22 protein-coding genes, 1 tRNA gene and 1 pseudogene are annotated in these 22,165 nt (G+C 56.9%); 18 read left to right on the top strand and 6 right to left on the bottom strand.

Annotated features, from left to right (window positions below):
• Window positions 1-81: 81 nt before the first annotated feature.
• Window positions 82-453: a hypothetical protein gene (locus tag ACTQY1_RS06900; RefSeq protein ID WP_154488408.1), complete on the bottom strand. Its 372-nt coding sequence runs from the start codon at window positions 451-453 to the stop codon at window positions 82-84.
• Here ACTQY1_RS06900 and ACTQY1_RS06905 point away from each other — a divergent pair.
• The 6 genes and pseudogenes from ACTQY1_RS06905 to ACTQY1_RS06930 form a co-directional block, all read left to right on the top strand.
• Window positions 441-656, top strand: a pseudogene (locus ACTQY1_RS06905) (hypothetical protein); the annotation flags it as partial. The gene ACTQY1_RS06900 and the pseudogene ACTQY1_RS06905 sit on opposite strands and share 13 nt — an antisense overlap.
• A 51-nt stretch (window positions 657-707) precedes the next feature.
• Complete coding sequence (locus tag ACTQY1_RS06910; protein ID WP_154488407.1) at window positions 708-959, top strand: glutaredoxin; 252 nt, start codon at window positions 708-710, stop codon at window positions 957-959.
• Between the two features lie 219 nt (window positions 960-1,178).
• On the top strand, window positions 1,179-1,757 hold the full coding sequence (locus tag ACTQY1_RS06915) for a hypothetical protein (RefSeq protein ID WP_229778498.1): 579 nt from the start codon (window positions 1,179-1,181) through the stop codon (window positions 1,755-1,757).
• Complete coding sequence (locus ACTQY1_RS06920; RefSeq protein WP_308664585.1) at window positions 1,738-2,031, top strand: L-serine ammonia-lyase, iron-sulfur-dependent, subunit alpha; 294 nt, start codon at window positions 1,738-1,740, stop codon at window positions 2,029-2,031. The genes ACTQY1_RS06915 and ACTQY1_RS06920 overlap by 20 nt, the downstream gene beginning before the upstream one ends.
• Window position 2,032: 1 nt before the next feature.
• A complete protein-coding gene (locus ACTQY1_RS06925) occupies window positions 2,033-2,527 on the top strand; it encodes a GNAT family N-acetyltransferase (RefSeq protein WP_441373936.1) in 495 nt (164 codons plus the stop codon).
• Window positions 2,528-2,539: 12 nt separating this feature from the next.
• Window positions 2,540-3,856: an L-cysteine desulfidase family protein gene (locus tag ACTQY1_RS06930; RefSeq protein ID WP_154488405.1), complete on the top strand. Its 1,317-nt coding sequence runs from the start codon at window positions 2,540-2,542 to the stop codon at window positions 3,854-3,856.
• A 247-nt stretch (window positions 3,857-4,103) separates the two neighbouring features.
• Here the strand turns inward: ACTQY1_RS06930 and ACTQY1_RS06935 are convergent, their stop codons facing one another.
• Window positions 4,104-5,489 carry an NCS2 family permease gene (locus ACTQY1_RS06935; protein ID WP_022486671.1) on the bottom strand — a complete coding sequence of 462 codons (1,386 nt, stop codon included), beginning with the start codon at window positions 5,487-5,489 and terminating at the stop codon, window positions 4,104-4,106.
• 109 nt (window positions 5,490-5,598) lie between these two features.
• Between ACTQY1_RS06935 and pcrA the strand changes: the two genes are divergently transcribed.
• Both pcrA and ligA read left to right on the top strand, forming a co-directional pair.
• A complete protein-coding gene (pcrA, locus tag ACTQY1_RS06940) occupies window positions 5,599-7,851 on the top strand; it encodes a DNA helicase PcrA (protein WP_441373937.1) in 2,253 nt (750 codons plus the stop codon).
• 13 nt (window positions 7,852-7,864) lie between these two features.
• The gene (ligA, locus tag ACTQY1_RS06945; protein WP_154488403.1) at window positions 7,865-9,892 is read left to right on the top strand and encodes an NAD-dependent DNA ligase LigA; all 2,028 of its coding nucleotides are present in this window, start codon (window positions 7,865-7,867) and stop codon (window positions 9,890-9,892) included.
• Between the two features lie 144 nt (window positions 9,893-10,036).
• Here the strand turns inward: ligA and ACTQY1_RS06950 are convergent, their stop codons facing one another.
• Window positions 10,037-11,710: a carbon starvation CstA family protein gene (locus ACTQY1_RS06950; protein WP_288174657.1), complete on the bottom strand. Its 1,674-nt coding sequence runs from the start codon at window positions 11,708-11,710 to the stop codon at window positions 10,037-10,039.
• 287 nt (window positions 11,711-11,997) lie between these two features.
• Window positions 11,998-12,183 (bottom strand): hypothetical protein, encoded by a 186-nt coding sequence (locus ACTQY1_RS06955; protein WP_022487748.1) that lies wholly within the window; start codon window positions 12,181-12,183, stop codon window positions 11,998-12,000.
• A 159-nt stretch (window positions 12,184-12,342) separates the two neighbouring features.
• Here ACTQY1_RS06955 and ACTQY1_RS06960 point away from each other — a divergent pair, with 159 nt between their 5' ends.
• A complete protein-coding gene (locus tag ACTQY1_RS06960) occupies window positions 12,343-13,203 on the top strand; it encodes a fumarylacetoacetate hydrolase family protein (protein WP_288310564.1) in 861 nt (286 codons plus the stop codon).
• Between the two features lie 412 nt (window positions 13,204-13,615).
• Here the strand turns inward: ACTQY1_RS06960 and ACTQY1_RS06965 are convergent.
• Window positions 13,616-13,692, bottom strand: a tRNA-Val gene (locus ACTQY1_RS06965).
• Window positions 13,693-13,823: 131 nt separating this feature from the next.
• On the opposite strand from ACTQY1_RS06965, the gene ACTQY1_RS06970 reads away from it, so the two are divergent.
• The 9 genes from ACTQY1_RS06970 (at window position 13,824) to ACTQY1_RS07010 (ending at window position 20,921) form a co-directional block, all read left to right on the top strand.
• A complete protein-coding gene (locus ACTQY1_RS06970) occupies window positions 13,824-14,837 on the top strand; it encodes a PhoH family protein (protein WP_022487750.1) in 1,014 nt (337 codons plus the stop codon).
• A complete protein-coding gene (ybeY, locus tag ACTQY1_RS06975; protein WP_022487751.1) occupies window positions 14,834-15,316 on the top strand; it encodes an rRNA maturation RNase YbeY in 483 nt (160 codons plus the stop codon). The genes ACTQY1_RS06970 and ybeY overlap by 4 nt, the downstream gene beginning before the upstream one ends.
• A complete protein-coding gene (locus ACTQY1_RS06980) occupies window positions 15,306-15,692 on the top strand; it encodes a cytidine deaminase (protein WP_022487752.1) in 387 nt (128 codons plus the stop codon). The genes ybeY and ACTQY1_RS06980 overlap by 11 nt, the downstream gene beginning before the upstream one ends.
• 16 nt (window positions 15,693-15,708) lie before the next feature.
• Window positions 15,709-16,635, top strand: a complete 927-nt coding sequence (gene era / locus ACTQY1_RS06985; RefSeq protein ID WP_022487753.1) for a GTPase Era — start codon at window positions 15,709-15,711, stop codon at window positions 16,633-16,635.
• Between the two features lie 154 nt (window positions 16,636-16,789).
• Complete coding sequence (locus ACTQY1_RS06990) at window positions 16,790-17,632, top strand: hemolysin family protein (protein ID WP_022487754.1); 843 nt, start codon at window positions 16,790-16,792, stop codon at window positions 17,630-17,632.
• Entirely contained in the window at window positions 17,622-18,368 is a 747-nt protein-coding gene (gene recO, locus ACTQY1_RS06995) for a DNA repair protein RecO (protein WP_022487755.1), read from the top strand. Before ACTQY1_RS06990 ends, recO begins: the two co-directional genes overlap by 11 nt.
• Entirely contained in the window at window positions 18,361-19,077 is a 717-nt protein-coding gene (locus ACTQY1_RS07000) for a hypothetical protein (protein WP_022487756.1), read from the top strand. The genes recO and ACTQY1_RS07000 overlap by 8 nt, the downstream gene beginning before the upstream one ends.
• 304 nt (window positions 19,078-19,381) lie before the next feature.
• Window positions 19,382-20,134: an exodeoxyribonuclease III gene (locus ACTQY1_RS07005; RefSeq protein ID WP_022487757.1), complete on the top strand. Its 753-nt coding sequence runs from the start codon at window positions 19,382-19,384 to the stop codon at window positions 20,132-20,134.
• Between the two features lie 10 nt (window positions 20,135-20,144).
• On the top strand, window positions 20,145-20,921 hold the full coding sequence (locus tag ACTQY1_RS07010) for an ADP-ribosylglycohydrolase family protein (RefSeq protein ID WP_022487758.1): 777 nt from the start codon (window positions 20,145-20,147) through the stop codon (window positions 20,919-20,921).
• Window positions 20,922-21,012: 91 nt separating this feature from the next.
• Here the strand turns inward: ACTQY1_RS07010 and ACTQY1_RS07015 are convergent, their stop codons facing one another.
• Window positions 21,013-21,921, bottom strand: coding sequence for a LysR family transcriptional regulator (locus tag ACTQY1_RS07015; protein WP_022487759.1), 909 nt, complete (start codon window positions 21,919-21,921; stop codon window positions 21,013-21,015).
• Window positions 21,922-22,165: the final 244 nt, after the last annotated feature.

Below are 22,165 nucleotides of genomic sequence, written 5' to 3' on the forward strand. Positions count from 1 at the left end.
AACGGGGCTGTTGCCTGCGCAACAGCCCTGTCAACGGTCAGCTGACAAAAGGGCCGCCGGAAAATCCGGCGGCCTTTTTCATTACAGCACCACAAACAAATTATACAGCTTCAACAATCGGATATCCTCTTTGGAGATGGTCAGTTTCTGGGCCAGCTCCTTCGTTTTTTCCAGCCTTTTTTTGCTCAGGAGCAGCTTGGCGGAGGTGGGCATCAGGGGATGGGAGGAAATGCCGAAGGCCAGGGCCCATTTCTGTTCCCCGTCGATGTAGGGGGAGGGGACGGAGATCATGTACTGCTCCAGCCGCACATTGTAGTTCTGGAACACCATATTGGTCAGGGCTCCGTAATGGGTGATCCGGCCAGTGTAGGTGTGCTGGCAGATCTGGATGTTCTCCTCGTCCAGGATGTCCATGTACATCCGGATGTCGAAATTGGCTTCCCCAGGAAGCATTCCCCATCATCGTGACCATCGGTTACCTGGTTGACCCCATGGCCACCTGCCTGAACTCTTCCGGGGATACCGTGGCTTCCATGATGATCAGCCGGATGGTGGAAGGCAAGGGATGGATGGACAAAAAAACCGACCGGAAGACCGATCCGGAAAAAGCAGCTATTGCCGCCCAGATCGGTGGATGCGACTGCGGGAACAAATAAAATCTGGTATAATACCTGTGAAACAGTGTACAACATAAGGAGAGATGACTTATGCAGATCAAAGTAATCGGCAGCCACTGCTGCCCCGACACCCTCTATGCCCTGAACCAGCTGGCCGCTGCCGGCGCGGAAATCGACTTTGTGGATATCCTGGCCAGCCATGCTGACCTGAAACAGTACCTGGCCCTCCGGGACAGCGATCCGCTGTACGCTGAAATCCGGAGCACCGAACGTTTGGGGATCCCCTGCTTCGTAAAAGCAGACGGCAGCAAGACCCTGGATCTGAAGGAAGTACTGAAATAAAGACTGTCAACGGTCAGCTGCCAACTGACAGCGGCCTAAGGAGAGGACCCGCCTTTTGGGCGGTTCCTTACCAATAAAACGAAGGAGATCACAACCATGCATGCTTTGACCCAACTGATCCGTGAGGATATGAAACCGGCCCTGGGGGTGACGTAACCTGGAGCCATTGCCCTGGCGGTTTCCACCGCCTGCCGCCATCTGCCGGAAAAACCGGAGAAGGTGGAGCTGTTCCTGAACAGCGGCATCTATAAAAACGCCTTTACCTGCGGCATCCCCGGCACCAGCCATGTGGGGAACACCTATGCGGCGGCCCTGGGAGCCCTGGCGGCAGACCCGGACAAAGGGCTTTTGTGCCTGGACGGGATCACGGATGAAGATGTGAAGGCAGCGGAAGCCATGGTAAAGGCAGGGAAGATCGCCATCCATATGAGCGAAATCACCAGCCGGATCTCCATCGAAGCCCGGGTGGCTGCCGGGAGCCACAGTGCCTCCTGCCTGATCCGGGACGCCCACACCAACATAGTGAAGGTAACGGAAGACGGCCGGACGGTGCTGGACAAAACCGCCGGAATCACGGAAGCTGAAGGAGAAGAACAGGTGCCGGTAATCCACCGGTACACCCTGGCCCAGCTGGCGGACTACGCCCGGACCGTGCCTCTGGAAGAGATTGTCTTTATCCGGGAAGCTGGGGATGGATTTCCCCATTGCTCTTATTGTGGCCACCATGTCCGGTGCCGCCTGCGCCCTGGTGTTCCTGAAGGGCGGGGATACAGAGGCCATGACAAGAGCCCTCAATAACATGGCCAGTTCCATTACCGGCATGATCTGCGACGGAGGCAACCAGGGCTGCGTCATGAAAGGCATGACGGCAGTGGAAATGGCCTTCGCTTCGGCAACTCTGGCCATGGATGATGCCTATATCTTCGATGCTCACGGAATCAACGGGGCCACTCCCGAAGAAACCATGAAGAACATGGGACGGATCGCTTCCCCCGGCATGACGGGAACGGAAAAGACCATTGTGGACATTCTTCAGGACAAAAACAAAAGCGGGAAAAAGGAGGAAGACTGATATGGAAATTCGCTGTGCAAAACCCCAGGATGTGGACGCCATCGCCAGCCTGGAAGCTGCCTGCTTCCCTCAGGCAGAAGCGGCTACCCGGAAATCCATCGCGGACCGGGTGAAGGCCTATCCCAATCACTTTTTCCTTCTGTGGGACGGGGATCAGCTGGTTTCCTTTGTGAATGGACTGGTGACGGATCACCCGGATCTCACCGACGAAATGTATGAAAAAGCGGATATGCACCAGGAAGACGGGGCCTGGCAGATGATTTTCGGAGTAGACACGGATCCCCACCGCTGGAAACAGGGCCTGGCCGGAAAGGTGCTGGAAAAATTCATCGATGCGGCCCAGGCGGAGGGCCGGCAGGGAGTGGTACTCACCTGCAAGGAACGGTTGGTCCACTATTATGCCAAATTCGGTTTTGTGGATGAAGGAATTTCTGATTCCACCCACGGAGATGTGGTGTGGCACCAGATGCGGCTGACTTTCAATCGGAAGAAATAAGGGGAGACTAACATGGAAAAGATGGATAACAGATATCAGACCTATGTACAGATTTTGAAGGAAGAACTGGTGCCGGCCATGGGCTGTACTGAACCCATCGCCATCGCCTATGCGGCGGCCAAAGCCCGGGAAATCCTGGGTGAAATGCCGGACAAGGTGGAAATCGGCGTCAGCGGCAACATCATCAAGAACGTAAAGAGCGTGGTGGTGCCCAACACTGACGGACTGAAAGGCATCCAGGCAGCAGCCGCCGCCGGGATCGTGGGCGGCAAAGCTGAAAAGCAGCTGGAAGTCATTGCGGAAGTGACTCCGGAACAGAAGAAAGAAATGAAGGACTTCCTGAAGAACGTGGCCATCCAAGTGGATGCGGTGGACAATGGCCTGATCTTCGACATCATTGTCAAACTCCATAAGGGAGACCATTCTTCCCTGGTGCGGATCGCCCAGTACCACACCAACATCGTCCTGATCCAGAAGGATGAAAAGACCCTGTACGAAGCCAAAAAGGACGGAGGCGCCGGCTGCCAGGACGAAACCAGGGAAGTGGGCCTGGCGGACAAGAACCTGCTGAACATCAAAGACATCATGGATTTCGCCAATACCTGTGACCTCGAAGACGTGAAGCCCATGCTGGATCCCCAGATCCAGTGCAACACCGCCATTTCTGAAGAAGGACTGCTGGGGAACTACGGGGCCAACATCGGTTCCGTGCTGCTGAAGACCTATGGCAGCGACATCAAGAACCGGGCAGTGGCCAAGGCGGCTGCCGGGTCCGATGCACGGATGAACGGCTGTGAACTGCCGGTTGTGATCAATTCCGGCAGCGGCAACCAGGGAATCACCGTATCCGTGCCCGTAATCGAATATGCCAAGGAACTGAATGTTTCCAAGGAAAAACTGTACCGGGCCCTGGTACTGTCCAACCTGATCGCCATCCATGAAAAGACCGGCATCGGCCGGCTGTCCGCCTACTGCGGGGCTGTCAGCGCCGGGTGCGCCGCCGGCTGCGGCATCGCCTATCTCCACGGAGAAGGGTACGAAGCCATTTCCCATACCCTGGTGAACTCCCTGGCCATCGTGTCCGGGATCATCTGCGACGGGGCCAAGGCTTCCTGCGCCGCCAAGATCGCGTCCAGCGTGGAAGCCGGGCTCCTGGGCTATTCCATGTACAAGAGCGGCAACGAGTTCAAGAGCGGGGACGGCATCGTGAACAACGGCGTGGAAGCCACCATCCGCAACGTAAGCCAGCTGGGCCGGGAAGGCATGCGGGAAACCGATAAGGAGATCATCAAGATCATGCTGGCTCCCCAGCCGGAGGAGAAAGAGTAAAAGTTGCATCACAGGGTGTAAGGGGGCGGGGGTGAAAAGGGGCAGGGCCGCTTTTCTGTCTCACGCAAAAGGAGACCATCTGCCGGGGGCAGATGGTCATGAGCTGACAGTCACTGGTCACTAGTCTCTAGCGGCAGGAGGGAACCCGCCGGGTTTCACGTTCAAAGGCAGATGCGTGGGCATCTGGCATCCTTCGGCCGTTGACCGCTGACAAAAAAAGACCGCCGAAGCGGTCTTTTTTTAATCCTTACAACAACACATACTTCAAGACAAACAGCACTGCCAGCACGTACATCAAGCCGCTGATCTTGTCCTTGTGTCCTGCGAACAGGTTCAGGATCACGTAGGTGATGACCCCGAAGGAGATCCCTTCGGAAATGCTGTAGGCGAAGGGCATGGCGATGATGGCAATGTAGGCGGGGATGGCTTCCGTCAGATCGGTCATGTTGATCTTGGTCACGGAAGAGAACATCAGGAACCCCACAATCACCAGAGCCGGAGCGGTGGCGAAGGAGGGGATGGCCATGAAGAAGGGGCTGAAGAACAGGGACAACAGGAACAGGATGGCTACAGTAATGGACGTGAGTCCGGTGCGGCCTCCTTCAGAAACCCCGGCGGCACTTTCCACGAAGGTGGTTACAGTGCTGGTGCCCAGGAGCGCCCCGGTGCAGGTGGCGCAGGCGTCAGCCATAAGGGCTCCTTTGATGTGGGGCAGCTGACCCTTTTCGTCCAGCATGTCGCTTTTGGCAGCCACCCCGATCAGGGTCCCCAGGGTGTCAAAAGTATCCACGAACAGGAAGGCGAAGATGACGGCGAAGAAGTTCAGGCTCAGCACATGGGAGAAGTCCAGCTGCAGGAACAGGGGCGTGGGGCTGATGGGGGCAAAGGACGCCAGGCCCCGGGACAGATCAGGGAATACGCTGAAGGTCCCCAGTTCCGGATTGGGCACGTAGAGCCCGGTGGCTTCGCAGATCATCCCCAAAATCCAGGTGCCCAGGATGCCGAACAGGATGTTCCCCCGGACGTTCTTGATGATCAGGAAAGAAGTGAGCAGGATCCCCACCATGGCGATCAGCACGGTGATCCCCACACTGTGGAAGGTGCCGTCGGCCATGGCCTTGGTAAAGGAATACAGGGACACCTTGGTGGCCGGGTTGGCTACGATGATCCGGGAATTCAGCAGACCGATGAAGGCGATGAACAGGCCGATCCCCACGGAAATGGCCTGCTTCAGGGTCATGGGGATGGCATTGAAGATGGCTTCCCGGATGGAGGTAAGGGACAGGATCACAAAGATGATCCCTTCCACCAGTACGGCGGACAGGGCCATTTCCCAGGTGTTCCCCATCTGGAGGCAAACGGTGTAGGCAAAGTAGGCGTTAAGTCCCATGCCGGGTCCCAGGGCGAAGGGATAGTTGGCGAAGGCCGCCATAAAGAAGGTGCCCAGGGCGGAGGCAATGGCGGTGACCGTCAGCAGGGCCCCTTTGTCCATGCCGGTGGCGCTCAGGATGGAGGGATTCACGATCAGGATGTAGGCCATGGTCATGAAGGTGGTGATCCCGGCAATGATCTCCGTCCGCATGGTGGTGTGGTTTTCCTTCAGGTGGAAAACCTTTTCGCAGAATTGTTCCATAGTAGACTTCCTTTCTAAAACAGGTTCATTTGAAGGATTCTTCTATTATAGCAAAAAAAGACCGAATCTGTTAGAATATTAGGGAACAAAACATAGAATCGAGGAAAAAATGAGAGACCTTTTAGCTTCTTTGAACGAACAGCAGGCTGAGGCAGTCCGTCAGATTGCCGGGCCTATTTTAATTTTGGCCGGGGCCGGCAGCGGCAAGACCAAAGCCCTGACCACCAAAATTGCCTACCTCCTGGAAAAAGGGGTGAAGCCCTGGAACATCCTGGCCATCACCTTCACCAACAAGGCGGCCAAGGAAATGCGCCAGCGGGTGGATGCCCTGGTGGGCCCTTCCGCCAAGGACGTGTGGCTGTACACCTTTCACGGGTTCTGCAACCAGCTGCTCCGGCGGGACATCAATGCTCTTCCCGGGTACACCACGTCTTTTTCCATCTATGATCCTTCCGACTGCAAAAACGTGCTGAAGGAAGCTCTGAAAAAGCTGAACCTGGACGAGAAGTTCTATCCCCTTCCGGGGCTCCTGGCCACCATTTCCAATGCCAAGAATGCCCAGGTGGATGCGGCGGCTTTTGCCCGGCAGGCGGAGGACTACCATGCCAAGAAGGTGGCGGAGATCTACGCTGAATACCAGAAGCATCTGGTCCAGAGCAATGCGGTGGATTTCGACGATCTGCTGCTGTTGACGGTGAAGCTGCTCCAGACCGTGCCGGAAGTCCGGGAAAAATACCAGAACAAGTTCCATTACGTGCTCATCGACGAGTACCAGGACACCAACCATGTCCAGTACCTGCTGGCCAAACTGCTCAGCGCTCCGGAAAACAACCTGTGCGCGGTGGGGGATATTGACCAGAGCATCTACGGCTGGCGGGGTGCGGACATCAGCAACATCCTGGATTTCGAGAAGGACTACCCCCAGGCCCGGATCTTCAAGCTGGAACAGAATTACCGGTCCACCCAGGTGATCCTGGATGCGGCCAATGAAGTGATCAAGCACAACGCCGCCCGCCGGCCCAAGAACCTGTGGACGGAAAATGGCAACGGCCAGCCCATTGCCTACTACCAGGCCCGGGACGACCGGGAAGAGGCGGAATTCGTGGTGGGCCAGATCCGGAAGCTCCAGAATGACGGCACCAAACTGGGGGATATGGCCATCCTGTACCGGACCAACGCCCAGAGCCGGATGTTTGAAGAAAACCTGATCAACAACGGGATCCCCTATGTAATGGTAGGGAGCCTGAAGTTCTACGACCGGAAAGAAGTGAAGGATACCCTGAGCTATCTCCGGTTCCTGGCCAACGAACGGGACATCCAGGGGCTGGAGCGGATCATCAACGAACCCAAGCGGGGCATCGGGGCGGCTACCGTGGCCAAGGTCCGGAGCTTGTTGGAAGAAAGCGGCATGACCCTGCCGGAAGTGCTCCAGACCGTCCAGGCCAAAGAGGTGCTGGGCCGGGCCTTTGGGAAAATCCAGGCCTTCAGTGACATGATCCAGGAACTGGCCCGGGTGAAGGATACCCTGCCGGTGAAGGACCTGATGACCCAGGTGCTGGAAAAATCCGGGTATCTGGAAGCTCTTCGGCTGGAAGGGTCCGACCAGTCCAAGAGCCGGCTGGACAATCTGAACGAATTCCTCCGGATCGCCGACGAATTTGCCAAGGATCCCGGGGAAGAGAACAACAAGACCCTGGAAGACTTCCTGAACCATGTGGCCCTGGTGGCGGACATCGACGACGCCAAGCTGACCCAGGATTCCGTCACCCTCATGACCCTCCATTCCGCCAAGGGGCTGGAGTTCCCGGTGGTATTCATCGGAGGCATGGAAGACGGCCTGTTCCCCAGCCAGCGGAGTCTGGAAGACGAGGACAAACTGGAAGAAGAACGGCGGCTGTGCTATGTGGGAATCACCCGGGCCAAGAAGCGGCTGTATCTCACCAGCTGCCGGAGCCGGATGGTGTACGGCCATGTGGTCATGTATCCCCCTTCCCGGTTCCTCCAGGAGATTCCCCGGAACCTGATCGAAAACGTGGCGGTGCGCCGGAGCACCTACGGAAGCTACGGGGGTCAGCGGGGCCATCAGGGCAGCGCCGGCACCCATGCCAGCCTCCGGAACATTGCCCGGAACCGGGGAGGCAGCATCCTGGATACCCCATCTCCCCGGAGCCATTTCGTGCCGGAAGGGGGTCCGGTGCCGGAATTCCGGGCCGGGGACAAATGCCGGCACAAGAAGTTCGGGGTGGGGACCATCATCGAAGCCCGTCCTGACGGCAGCGAGGGTCAGCTGGTGACTGTGGCCTTCCCGGGCAGCGGCATCAAACAGCTGGCCACCAAATACAAGATCCTGCAGAAAATCTGAGGAGCAGAGTGCCATGAGTGAAATGACCAAAGAGGCGGCGGCAGCCCGGATCAACGAGCTGCGGGCCGTGATGAAAAAGAATTCCTATCTGTATTATGTCCAGGACAATCCCCTGATCACCGATGCGGAATACGATGCCATGATGCGGGAACTGAAAGCCCTGGAAGCAGAGTATCCGGAGCTTGTGACCCCGGATTCTCCCAGCCAGCATGTGGGAGGCTATGCCAAGCCAGGATTTACGGAAGTCCGGCACATGACCCCGCTTTTGAGTCTGGCCAATGCCTTTTCCCCGGAAGAGATGGAAGAGTTCGACCGGCGGGTCCATGAAGGGCTGCCGAAGGATGCCAAAGTCCAGTATGTGGTGGAACCCAAGATCGACGGCCTGGCCTGCAGCATCATTTATGAAAATGGCCGGTTCGTCCGGGCGGCCACCCGGGGTGACGGAGTGGTGGGGGAAAACGTTACGGAAAACGTCCGGACCATTGCCAACATTCCCAAAGTGCTGAAGCCCATTCCCGGCATGGAGATCCCGGAGCTTTTGGATGTGCGGGGAGAAGTGTACATGCCCCGGCAGGCCTTTGTGAAGCTGAACGAGGAGCGGCAGGAAGCCGGGGAACAGGAATTCGCCAACTGCCGGAATGCGGCGGCCGGATCCCTGCGCCAGCTGGATCCCCGGGTCACCGCCAAACGGTCCCTGGCCTTTTTTGCCTATGGCATCGGAGTGGGAGCCGGGAACCTGCCCACCCACAACGCCTCCATGGACATGCTCCAGCAGTACGGGTTCACCACCACCGAAGGCCGGACCCTGGTGGACACCATCCAGGAAGCCAATGAACTGATCAAAAAGCACGGAGAACGCCGGGCCTCCCTGGGCTACGACACCGACGGAGTGGTGGTGAAGGTAAACGACGTATGGCAGCAGAACCTGTTGGGAGCCACCGGCAAGGATCCCCGCTGGGCCATGGCCTACAAGTTCCCTCCGGAACAGGCGGAAACGGTGCTGGAAGATATTGTGATCCAGGTGGGCCGCACCGGGGTGCTGACCCCCACTGCCGTACTTCAGCCGGTGCGGCTGTCCGGCAGCACCATCAGCCGGGCCACCCTCCACAATGAAGATTTCATCAAAGAACGGGATATCCGGATCGGGGACCATGTTATCATCAACAAAGCCGCGGAAATCATTCCGGAAGTGCTCCGGGTGGTGCCGGAAAAACGGACCGGGGAGGAAAAAGAGTTCCACATGCCGGAAACCTGCCCGGAATGCGGCTGGAAGGTGGAACGGAAGGCGGGAGAAGCGGCCTGGCGCTGCACCAATCCCCACTGTCCGGCCCTGGGACGGGAAGGGCTGATCCATTTTACCAGCCGGGACGCCATGAACATCGACGGCTGCGGCCCCAGTGTGCTGGCCCAGCTGACGGCAGCCGGGCTGGTGAAGGATCCGGGAGATCTGTATCTCCTGACCCGGGAACAGGTCCAGCAGCTGGACCGGATGGGCCCTAAAAGCGCGGACAACCTGATCAGCGCCATCGAAGGGAGCAAGAGCCAGAGCCTGGACAAGCTGCTCTTTGCCCTGGGGATCCGTCACGTAGGGGCCAAGGTGGCCCGGACCCTGGCCCAGAAATACGGCACCATGGACAAGCTCATGGCAGCCACCCAGGAAGACCTGGCCCAGACACCGGACATCGGTCCGGTGATTGCGGAAAGCGTGGTCACCTGGTTTGCTGATCCCATGAACCAGGCCTTTGTGGAACGGCTGAAGGAACTGGGGCTCAATATGGAAATGACCTCCGGACCGGCTCAGGATGAGAACCATCCCTTCTATGGGAAGACCATGGTGTTCACCGGTACCCTGCCCACCCTGGACAGAGCCACCGCCCAGACCATGGCCCAGGAAGTGGGGGCCAAGGTCACCAGCAGTGTCAGCAGAAAGACCGATTACGTGGTGGCCGGAGCCGACCCGGGCAGCAAGTACACCAAGGCCCAGAATCTGGGAGTGACCATCCTGGACGAGGCAGAATTTTTGCGGTTGTTGGGAAGATAAGGGGGCGTGAAGAAATTCATACCCCCGGTCGCGGGCCACGGGTCACGACTCGCGATCCGCGACCCAAGAAGGGGGCTGTTGCTCATGCAACAGCCCCCTTCTTGCTGGAGTGATGAAAAAAAGACTGCCCGAAGGCAGTCTTTTTTATTTGTTGGCAACTTCTACTTTGCCGGCGAACAGTTCCTTGGTGCAGCTCCGGACCACGTTGATGGCCAGGAACATCAGGCACAGAGCTACTACCAGCTGGAGACCTTCCACCATGGGGAAGAACACACCTGCCATGGCTTTCTTGTAGATGCCATAGATGGACAGGCACAGGGCGCTCATGGTCACCAGGAACATGAAGGTCATGGGGATGTAGAGCATCCAGCTCTTACGGCCGGTCACTTTCAGGAATACGGCCAGGGCAACCAGGCACAGGGCACTGAGCAGCTGGTTGGCAGCACCGAACAGCGGCCAGATATTCATGTAACCGCCCAGGCACAGCAGGTAGCTGGGAATCAGGGTCACGATGGTGGCCACATACGTATTGCTCAGGAATTTGGCCACGGAACCCTGTTCCTTGCCTTCTTCCGGAGCCAGGATTTCCTGGAGCATCATCCGGCCGATACGGGTTACCGCATCGATGGTGGTCATGGCCAGAGCGGACACGCACATGGTCACGATGCAGGTGCTGTAATATTTGGGAATACCGAACATGGTGAAGTAGTTGCCGATGGCACCACCGAAGATAGCAAACGGAGTGGCTTTGGGCAGCTGGCCGTTTACAGCCACGGAGCAGGCGATAACCAGGGAAACCACACCCAGGGTGGATTCAATCAGCATGGAACCATACCCAACGGGCAGCATATCTTTTTCATTGGAAATGGTTTTGGAGGAAGTACCAGAAGAAACCAGGGAATGGAACCCGGATACAGCCCCGCAGGCGATGGTTACAAACAGGATGGGGAACAAAGGCTTGCCGGCTACATCAAAGGAAGTGAAGGCAGGCATATTAATAGAAGGATTCCCCACGATGATGCCCAGGACACCGGCCAGGATCATCCCCAGCAGCAGGAATACGGACAGATAGTCACGAGGCTGGATCAGCAGCCACATGGGCATAATGGAAGCGGCGAAGCAGTACGCATAGGTCACATACAGCCAGGTGGTACGGGAAGCGTAGATGGGATGGGCAATGCCAAGGCTCACCATGGCCACCATGCACAGGATTCCCAGGATCAGTTCTTTGGAACCGTGGATGTTGAACCGGCGGGTCACCACACCGAAGATCATGGCAACCACGATGTAGATCATGGAAATGGAAGCGGCGGAGGCGTTGGGCCCCATCATTTCGCCGGTTTTGGAGAAGCCGTTGAAGGTGCTGGCCATAATGTCGGAGAAGGCGGCGATTACCAAGAGGGAGAACAGCCAGCCGAACATCAGGAACATTTTGCAGCCGGTATGGCCCACGTATTTTTCAATCAGGGCACCCATGCCTTTGCCGTCGTTCTTCACGGAAGCATAGAGGGCGGTGAAATCCTGTACAGCACCGAAGAATACGCCGCCTACCAAAATCCATAAGAAAGCAGGAACCCAACCAAACATGGCGGCGATAATCGGACCGGTTACAGGGCCGGCACCGGTAATGGAAGAAAACTGATGGGCAAATACCGTGAAGCGGGAAGCAGGGGCAAAGTCCTTGTCATCCCGGAAACGGTAGGCAGGAGTTTTCGCATCCGGTTCGATTCCCCAGGTCTTTACCAGCCAGCGGCCATAAAACATGTACGCGCAGATAAAGATTACGATAGCAAGACACACAAGCGTTAATCCGTTCATCATCATCACTCCTTCGAAAAAAATCCGACACTCGGGAATGCAAGTGCCGTGATCAAATCGGATGCTTGTTTATGGTACGTAATTTATCACTACCGGATACAAATGTCAACAGTTTTTTGTATACCTCATACAATATTTTTTCAAAGTGTTATCGAGATAAAAACAACTATGGGAATTAACAGAGAATTTGTCCACTGCAGAAGAATTTTCGCCATTTAGAAACAATTTCTTGTGCGCGGAAGGAAGACAAAGGGGGGCGCTGCACGTTGTGTGCAGCGCCCCCTTTGTCATTCGTAATGATTCAATATACTTTTGATCCGTTCCTTTTTGCTTTTGGGAACTTTCCATTCATAGTTCCTGTAGTTGTTCTCTCTGTGGTCGGTGGAATAGTCGGCGTAATCGATATCCCAGTTCTGTTCGTAGCTGCGGTTGTAGTCTCCGTGGCCGTCATCCAGCTGATATCCGGCAAACATGGCATCCTCCTTTGGGAAAAACAGATCCTTCTATAACATTAAGGTTTACAGTTAGGAAGTTTTGTATCATATACTGGTAATTTTAGCACAAACATTGTACAATGAATACAGAGAAATGAAAACACTGTACCGTGGAATCGGTTAGGGGAGTGGAGAGTCATGAAAATCGTTACCTTCGAATACGACAGCGATGTACAGGTGGGGATCATTTCCGAGGATGGAAAATTTGTGATCCCGGCCAACAAGTACAACAATATGTATGAACTGATCCAGCAGGCGGATTTTGAAGAACTGCTGGCTATTGCCCGGGTGGACATGGGTGCGGTTCCCATTGACCAGGTCAAGCTCCTGGCTCCCATTACCCATCCCCGGAATGACATTATCTGTCTGGGCATCAACTACAAATCCCACGACGACGAACTGCCTGATGAATATGTACCGGAAAAAATCGTCCAGCGGCAGGTACCTGTGTACTTCTCCAAACGGGTGGACCGGGCGGTGGATCCGGACGGGACCATCGACGGCCATTTCAATGTGGTGAAGGAACTGGACTATGAATGCGAATTGGCGGTGATCATCGGGAAGGAAGCCCGGGATGTGGCGGAAAAAGATGCCGGGGACTATGTGTTCGGCTATACCATCATTAACGATGTAACCGCCCGGGACGTGCAGGTGGCCCATAAACAGTGGTATTTCGGGAAGAGCCTGGACACCTTTGCCCCCATGGGGCCCTGCATCGTTACGGCGGATGAATTTGATTTTCCGCCGGCGCTCCATCTCACCTGCAAGGTGAACGGGGAACTGCGCCAGGACAGCAACACGAAACTGCTGGTTCACGGGATCCCTTACATCATCAGCGAACTGAGCAAAGGGATGACCCTCCGGGCCGGGACCATCATTGCCACCGGTACTCCCGCCGGCACCGGCATCGGCATGAACCCGCCCCGGTTCCTGAAAAGCGGGGACGTGGTGGAATGTTCCATCGAAGGAATCGGGACCCTGCGGAATAGGGTGAAATAAATAAGAAAAGGGGCTGTTGCATGCGCAGCAGCCCCTTTTTCTGTCTCAAGCCGGGAGTCTCATGCCAAAGGACGCCAAACGCGGCGGCGTTTGGCTGGGAATGGAGACGCCGCTGACGCGGCTAACCCACCACCATTGCGCAAGCGCAACGGTCCCCCGCCCTTGCAAAGGGCGGATAATGGGTACGGGGGCTTGCGCCCTGGTACCCCTAAAAAGCAATGGGCTCCAGCCCGAGCATATATCCGTCCCTTTTCAAGGGCGGGGGACCAGCCGTAAGGCTGGTGGTGGGTTAGCAGCCAACGGCTGCGTCTTTCCTCAAAGAAACCCGCCGGCTGCGGGTTTCTTCCAAAACAACCAACGCTGAACCCATACAACAAAAAAGGCTGCCTTCCGGCAGCCTCTGCTTTTTATCTGGTGGAACTAACTGGACTCGAACCAGTGACCCCCACGATGTCAACGTGATACTCTAACCATCTGAGCTATAGTTCCATAAGCAACAAACTTATTCTAAACGATAATGGGGTTCTTTGTCAAGTGGGTTTCCTGTTTCTTTTTTCTTCCGGAAACGATATAATGAAAGGAACAGTCAATCAACTCGTAACAAGCAGGAGGAATGGAGTTTGTCGGAAGTGACGGAAAAACGGTTTGAATTCCAGGACGCCCGGGAAATGGTGGCGGTACTGGGAGAAACAGATGAATACCTGAAGCAGATGCAGGAGAGCCTGGGCTGCCGGCTGATCCCCCGGGGAAACGAACTGATCGCCCAGGGAGCGGAACAGGATGTGGAGCTGGCGGACCGGCTGATCCGGGAGTTGCTGTACCTGTACCGCCAGGGGCTGCCCATTACCCAGCATGATGTGAAATACAGCCTGAAACTGGTCCGGGAAGGCCAGGAGGAACAGCTCCACAAGCTGTTCACCGATACGGTGCTCACCACTGTCCGGGGACGGCAGGTAAAGGCCAAGACCCTGGGCCAGATGCGGTATTTGAAGACCATTGCCCAGAACGACATTACCATTGCCATCGGGCCCGCCGGTACCGGGAAGACCTACCTGGCGGTGGCCATGGCGGTGAAGGCCCTGAAAAACAAGGAAGTGGAACGGATCATCCTCACCCGTCCCGCGGTGGAAGCCGGGGAAAAGCTGGGCTTTTTGCCCGGGGATCTCCAGGAAAAGGTGGATCCCTATCTGCGGCCTCTGTATGATGCTCTGTACGAAATGCTGGGGATGGAGGCCTTCCAGAAGAACCTCCAGCGGGGGATCATCGAAGTGGCCCCTCTGGCCTACATGCGGGGCCGTACCCTAAATGATGCTTTCATCATCCTGGACGAGGCCCAGAACACCACCCAGGAACAGATGCGGATGGCCCTTACCCGGTTCGGCTTCGGCTCCAAGCTGGTGGTCACCGGGGATGCCACCCAGGTGGACCTGCCGGGAGGACGGCCTTCCGGACTGGTGAATGCGGCCCAGGTGCTCCAGGACGTGCCGGGGATCGGCATCATCCATTTTTCTGAACAGGATGTGGTCCGGCACGAAATCGTGGGGGCCATCATCCGGGCTTATGAAAAATACGACCGGGCCCGGAAGGAACACCGGCAGCCCGGTGCTGACAGGAATAAAGGAGAAGGAAAATGATCGTTACCCTGGAAAACAACCAGACGGAGATTGCCATTCCGGAAGAACTGGAAGAGACCCTGAAAAAGGCCATGGACATTGTGGCCCGGAAAGAGGAACTGACGGACAATACGGAAGTGGACATTACCATTGTGGACAATGAAGAGATCCATACCCTGAACCGGGAGTACCGGGGCATCGACCGTCCTACGGACGTGCTGAGCTTTGCCCTGGACGAAGGGGACGAGGAACCGGAAGTGGACGACGGGGAAGCGGAACACCTGCTGGGGGACGTAATCATCTCCGCTCCCCGGGCCGTGGAGCAGGGAGAGGAATTTGGCCATGGGCTCACCCGGGAAATGACCTACCTGGCGGTCCATGGCATGCTCCACCTTTTGGGCTATGACCATATGGAAGAGGCGGACAAACGGGTGATGAGGGCCCGGGAGGAGGAAATCCTCCGGGAACTGGACCTGGCGGAGGAAAACTATGGAGGCTGAACTGGACCGGGAGCTGTTTGAAGCGGCCTGTGCCGTGCGGAAAAATTCCTACAGCCCCTATTCCCATTTTGCGGTGGGAGCAGCGGTCCGGGCAGCGGACGGCCGGATCTTCACCGGCTGCAATGTGGAAAACGCTTCCTATGGCCTGAGCCTCTGCGCGGAACGGTGTGCCATCTTTGCCGCCGTGAAGGAAGGGGTCAGGGAGTTTGCCGCCCTGTGCGTCACTGCCGATACTCCGGAACCGGTGTCCCCCTGCGGGGCCTGCCGGCAGGTGATGGCGGAATTCCGCATCCCCCGGATCTATCTGACCAATGTGAAGGGACAGGTAAAGACCGCCACGGTGGCGGACCTGCTGCCCTATGATTTCAGTTTGTAATACAGAAAGGACTTATATGGAAGAACAGAATACCCAACAGCATCGCTCCGGTTTTGTAGCCGTGGTGGGACGCCCCAATGCAGGAAAATCCACCCTGGTGAACCATCTGGTGGGGGAAAAGGTGGCCATTATCTCCGACCGGCCCCAGACCACCCGGAACCGGATCCTGAGCATCCTGAGCACGGCGGAAGCCCAGATGGTGTTCCTGGATACCCCCGGCCTCCACAAACCCCAGGACAAACTGGGAGAACACATGGTCCAGGCGGCCCTCAATGCCATCAAAGAAGTGGATGTGGTGCTTTTTGTGGTGGATGCCTCGGAAAAACGGGGGAAGGGAGAACAGGTGATCCTGGAACGGCTGCGGGAAGACTGCAAAGCGCCGGTGATCCTGGTGCTGAACAAAATCGACCGGCTTGCGGACAAAGCGGTGCTCCTGCCCATGATCGACAAATTCCGGAAGGAATATCCCTTCCGCAGCGTATTGACCCTGTCCGCTCTGGAAGATGAGGACTTTTCGCCTCTGCTCCAGGAAATCCAGAGCTGCCTGCCAGTGGGGCCTGATTTCTATCCGGAAGACATGTATACGGACCAGCCGGAACGGGTGATGGCGGCGGAAATCATCCGGGAGAAGATCCTCCAGCTGACCCGGGACGAAGTGCCCCATGCGGTGGCGGTCCAGGTACAGGAAATGAAGACCCGGCCCAACGGCATGGTGTATGTTCGGGGAGACATTTATGTGGAACGGGATTCCCAAAAGGCCATCCTGATCGGGGCCAAGGGGAAGATGCTGAAGGAAATCAGCCAGCGGTCCCGGGAGGATATGGAAGCTTTCCTGGGGAACCGGGTGTACCTGGAACTGTGGGTGAAGGTCCGTCCCAAATGGCGGGAAAAGGAAGGGGACCTGAAACGGCTGGGGCTGGCCGGAGACCGTCCCCAATATTGACCGGACGCCGGGAAAAAGTGTATAATTTGAGCGATATACCCCGCCGGAAAAACCGGCAAAATGATCAAAGGAGAGATGTCCTATAGACGCGGGACCTGCGCTTGGGCGCATACTGAAACCAATCTTATATCCATTTGCTTATCTGTTCTGGCATGTGGGCGCTGCCCTGTACCATTTCATGGGGGTGGAACCGGCCCAGAAAGGGGCCAGCCATTCGGAGGATGACATCCGGAAAATGGTCAGTGCCAGTGAAAAAGGCGGCAGCATCGACCCGGTGGAAAGCCGGCTCATTGACAATGTATTCGATTTTGCAGACCGGGTGGCCCGGGAAGTGATGGTGCCCCGGCAGGACATGGTGTGCCTGTTCGTGGACGACCCCATCGAGGAAAACATGAAGGTGATCCGGGAATCCGGCCACACCCGGTACCCTCTCTGTGAAGAGGACCGGGACCATATCCTGGGGATGGTCCACATCCGGGAATTCATGAATGCGGACTACCGGCAGCCGGGCTTCGACCTCCGGTCCATTATGCGGGAAATCGATGTGGTGCCGGAAAGCATGTCCATTGCCAAGATCCTCCAGCTGATGCAGCACAAGCATGTGCAGATGGCGGCGGTAGCCGATGAATATGGGGGCACCGCAGGGCTGGTGACCATGGAAGACCTGCTGGAAGAAATCGTAGGGGATATCCAGGACGAGCATGATACGGATATGCCGGAAATCAACAAGATGCCCGACGGGTCTTATGTGTTCGACGGACTGGTGCTCCTGGATGAAGTATCGGAAATCATGGGGATCCAGTTCGATGATCCGGAAGAGGACACCATCGGAGGTTATGTGTTCGGCCTCATCGGCCGGCAGCCGGTGGTGGGCGACAGTGTGGAGGAAAACGGCTACAAGTTCGAAGTGCTAGATTCCACTGGGTTCCGGGTGCTCCGGGTCCGGGTGATCCCTTTGAAAAAAGACAAGAAGGAAGCGGCTGTCCATGAGCAGTGAAGTGTTTCAAGACGAAGCAGTGATCCTCCGAGTAAAAAACTGGCAGACTGCGGATAAATACGCAGTCTGCTTTTGTCGTGAACACGGCAAAATCCCCTTTGTGGCCTATGGAGCGGCCTATCCCCGGAGCCAGAGCGGCCGCCTGGTCCAGCCTTTTGCCCATCTCCGGCTGAGCCTTTCCCCAGGGAGGAAGGTGGCTTCTCTCCGGAGCTGTGAAAGCCTGGAGATGCCCCTTGCCATGGACTGGGAGAACCTGGCCTACGGAGCCATTATCGGGGAAGCGGCAGAACATCTCCTGGGGGATGAGGAACCCCAGGAAGAAGTGTTCCTGCTGCTGCTGGAAGCCTTCCGTCTTTTGGGGAAACGGAACCGGCGGCTGGTCACCGACAGCACCCTGCTGAAGCTGCTGGCCCTGTGCGGGCTGAATCCCATCCTGGACCAGTGCACCAGCTGCGGGGAACCGGTGACGGAAGACGGATATTTCAGCCTGGTCCAGGGGGGCTTTTTGTGCAAAAACTGTGCCATGGGGGATGAACTGCCCTTTACGGTAGCCACCCGGGACCTGATGGACCGGCTGCTCCATTTGGATCTCCAGTCTCCCCCGGATTTCACCGTCAGGGGCCGGGAACTGATGGCCATGGAGAAGATCCTCCACCAGTTCATCCTGTACCAGACGGACCGGCCCCTCCGGAGCCTGGAATTCCTGGCCAAAATGGAGAAAACCAGCCATGGATAAGGTGCAGCTGAGCAAACTGATCCTCCGGCAGCGGAAGGACCTGATTTTCTGGGTGGTGCTGCTGTTCAACACCCTGACCACCTTTGCCACTCCGGCACTGGACTGGTATTTTCCTCTGAAACTGGTGCTGCTGTTCTGGGTGGGGTCCGGGGTGTGGCTGGCCCTGCCGGTGATCGAACGGCTGAAGAAGCGGGAAAAAGCCTGGCATCTGGCCACAGTGGCTCTGGTGCTGGGGACTTTGTACCTGTTTCCGGCGGCCTGGCCGCTGCGGGTGGAATATCCCCTGCTGGAACTGTGGTTTTTGGTGACAGTGCCCTGTACCTGGTACAGTGTGTGGCATTTCTTCGGCTGGCGGAAAATACGTCAGCCCCGGGGCGCCCTGTGGACCCTGTGGCCGGTGCTCATGACACTGGGGGCCCTGTGGGCCGTGTGGGATACGGACAAGGGAGCCCTGGGGGCGGCCTTCCTCCAGCAGCTGTTCTACCTGGCCCTGGGGCTGGAATACTGCCGCTGCGGTGCCCATTACCAGCACCGGCTGCTGTTCAACGGAGGTCTGCTGCTCATTACGGCGGCCTTCTGGAGCTTTCTCACATCCTTCGTATTCATCCTCCCGGAGCCGGTGTATCCGGTTCTGTGGGCAGTCTGGCTGGGGGTCCTGAACTGGATTTTTCCGGAGCTGGGGGAGAGGCAAACAGTCACTGGTCTCTAGTCCGCAGCCCATGGAGACCATCTGCCCGGGGCAGATGGTGATGAATGGAAACGCAGCCGGGGGCTGCTAACCCACCACCAGCCTTGCGGCTGGTCCCCCGCCCTTGAAAAGGGCGGATAGGGGCTCGGGCCTGCGGCCCATTGCTTTATGCACAAGGGCGCAGCCCGGCGTGCAGTATATCCGCCCTTTTCAAGGGCGGGGGACCGTTGCGCCTGCGCAATGGTGGTGGGTTAGGCGCCGCCATTTGTTCGGCGCCGTATCCTTTGACCAACGATTCACGATAAACGACAAACGAGGTATACCCATGAAACTGATCACCTGGAATGTAAATGGCCTTCGGGCCTGTATGAACAAAGGCTTTGCTGATTTTATGAAAGAGGCGGACGGGGACATTGTCTGCGTCCAGGAAACCAAGATGCAGCGGGAACAGGCGGATTTCCAGTTCCCCGGCTACCATGAATACTGGAACAGCGCGGTGAAAAAGGGCTATTCCGGCACCGCTATTTTTTCCAAGACGGAACCGTTGAAAGTGACCTACGGCCTGGGCCTGGCGGAACACGACCAGGAAGGCCGGGTGATCACCGCCGAATACCCGGATTTCATCCTGGTGAACGTGTACACCCCCAATTCCCAGCGGGGGCTTACCCGGCTGGACTACCGGATGGACTGGGAGGACGTGTTCCAGGACTACTGCGCCAGACTGGCAGAACAGAAGCCGGTGATTGTCTGCGGGGACATGAACGTAGCCGCCCAGCCCATCGATCTGAAGAATCCGGACAGCAACCACAAGAACGCAGGGTTCTCGGACGAGGAACGGGCCAAGTTCCAGCAGTTCCTGGATCACGGGTTCGTGGATGCTTTCCGGAGCCTGTATCCGGACAAGACCGGTGCCTACACCTGGTGGTCCTATATGTTCAAGGCCCGGGAACGGAACGCCGGGTGGCGGATTGACTACTTCCTGGTGTCCCAGAACGGGAAAGACCGGATCCAGGACGTGATCATCCACAATGAAGTCATGGGCAGCGACCACTGCCCGGTGGAATTGGAGTGGAAATAGGAGGTACAGGATGGAAGGGGCATTTATCGGAGATATTGTGGGATCGGTTTATGAATGGTCCGGGCACAAAGGGAAGAAATTTCCCCTGTTCGGTCCCGGCTGCCGGGCAACGGACGATTCCCTTATGACCCTGGCGGTGGCAAGGGCCTTTGGGGAGGCCCAACAGGCCGGGAAACTGCTGGAGGCGGATACAGTGCTGCCCCTTCTGGCCCGGGAAATGCGGAACCTGGGGCAGAAGTATCCCAATGCCGGGTTCGGGGGCAAATTCCGGCTGTGGCTCCGTGATCCGTCTCTGGGGCCCTATGGCAGCTTCGGCAACGGAGCGGCCATGCGGGTATCCCCGGCAGGGTGGTTTGCTTCCACCCTGGAAGAGGCCCAGCATCTGGCAGTATTGTCCTGCCAGGTGACCCACAACCATCCGGATTCCTACCGGGCGGCCCGGGCTGTGGCCGGGGCGGTGTTCCTGGCCCGGCAGCACAAGAACAAGGACCAGATCCGCACCTATTTGCGCCAGTACTATCCCCTGGATTTCCGGCTGGAGGAGATCCGGGACAGCTATCAGGGGGATGCCACCTGTGAGGGCTCCGTGCCCCAGGCCCTGGAAAGTTTCCTGGAGGCGGAAGATTTTGAAGACGCCCTCCGGAACGCCGTGTCCCTGGGCGGGGATACGGATACCCTGGCCGCCATGGCCGGCAGCATCGCCGAACCTTTCTTCGGGATCCCGGAACTGATCCTGGCAGAGGGAAGGAAGTTTTATCTGCCGGAGATGCGGGAGATGGTGAAGTGAAAAAGGGGTGCTGCACGCAGCACCCCTTCGTTGACCGTTGACAAAAAGAGGATGCTGCACGTGTGTTTTTTGCGCGTGCAGCATCCTTTTTTTACGTAAACTCCTTCACGATCTTGATATATTCCTGGGCGTGGAAGGGGAGGTAGCCGTTTTTCCGGTAGGCGGCCACGAAGGTAACCGTAGTGTTGGGACTGCCTACGGAAAACAGGGCCAGCTGGCTCCGGTCCGGGATGTACTTCAGATGGGTCTCGGTGATGAAGGTGAACCCGTAGCCCCGGGCCGCCAGTTCCGCTTCTGCCTGGATATTCTTGGTTTCCAGGATGATCCGGGGCTCCAGGTGCTGCTGCCGGAACAGCCGGTCCACCACCTGCCGGGTCCGCTGACTGGGGTTCTGGACGATGAACCCCTGGTCCTTCAGGAGCCGCAGGTCCATATGGGGATAACGGCAGTCCTTCTTCTTCCGTCCGTATCGGGTGAATTCACTGTCTTTGTGCATCACCAGCACCACTTCCTCCCGGCTGATCACCGTAGTGGCCAGCCCGGGCTCCGGGTCCAGATAGTTGAAAAAGGCCAGGTCGATGTCCCCGTCCAGGAGCAGCCGGACCAGATGGTCCGAATTGGCCTCGTGGACGTCAATCCGTACATTGGGGTATTTTTCATGGAACAGGGGCAGGGTGATGGGCAGCATATAGGTGCCCCGCATGGTGGGAAATCCGATTTTCAGATACCCTTCGTTGTTCTTGATAATATCCCCCATTTCCTGGTCCAGGGCCCGTTTGGCCTCCAGGATCTCCCGGGCTCGCTGGAGGTACCGCTCCCCGGCGTAGGTGGGCTGGTACCGGTTCCCCAGACGCTGGAACAGAGGCTGGTGGAGTTCTGTTTCCAGGGCCTTCAGGAATTTGGACAGGGTGGGCTGGGTGAGATGGAGGGCTTCTGCTGCCTTGGTGATGTTCTGGTGCCGGGCAATGGCCAGCACATAGTTCAGTTCTTTGAAATCCATGGCATCCTCCTTGTTTTTTCTTCGATTATACCCTGGATCATTCCTGAAAACCATAGCTAATATAGAAAACATGAATTGTTTTTATTGTACTGAAAATACAAAAATTCTCTTTTCTTTCTGTACAGAACCCTTCAAGCGGATAAAAAGTGACAAAATAACTGATTTTATAAAAAGTACTGTTCAGAAAAAAGCTTTTCTTCGTAAATTTGGGCCTAAAAGTATGAATTAAATTCATGATGAACTG

Origin of the sequence: Acidaminococcus sp. HCP3S3_G9_1, assembly GCF_052122455.1 — a bacterium.
GTDB lineage: Bacteria > Bacillota > Negativicutes > Acidaminococcales > Acidaminococcaceae > Acidaminococcus.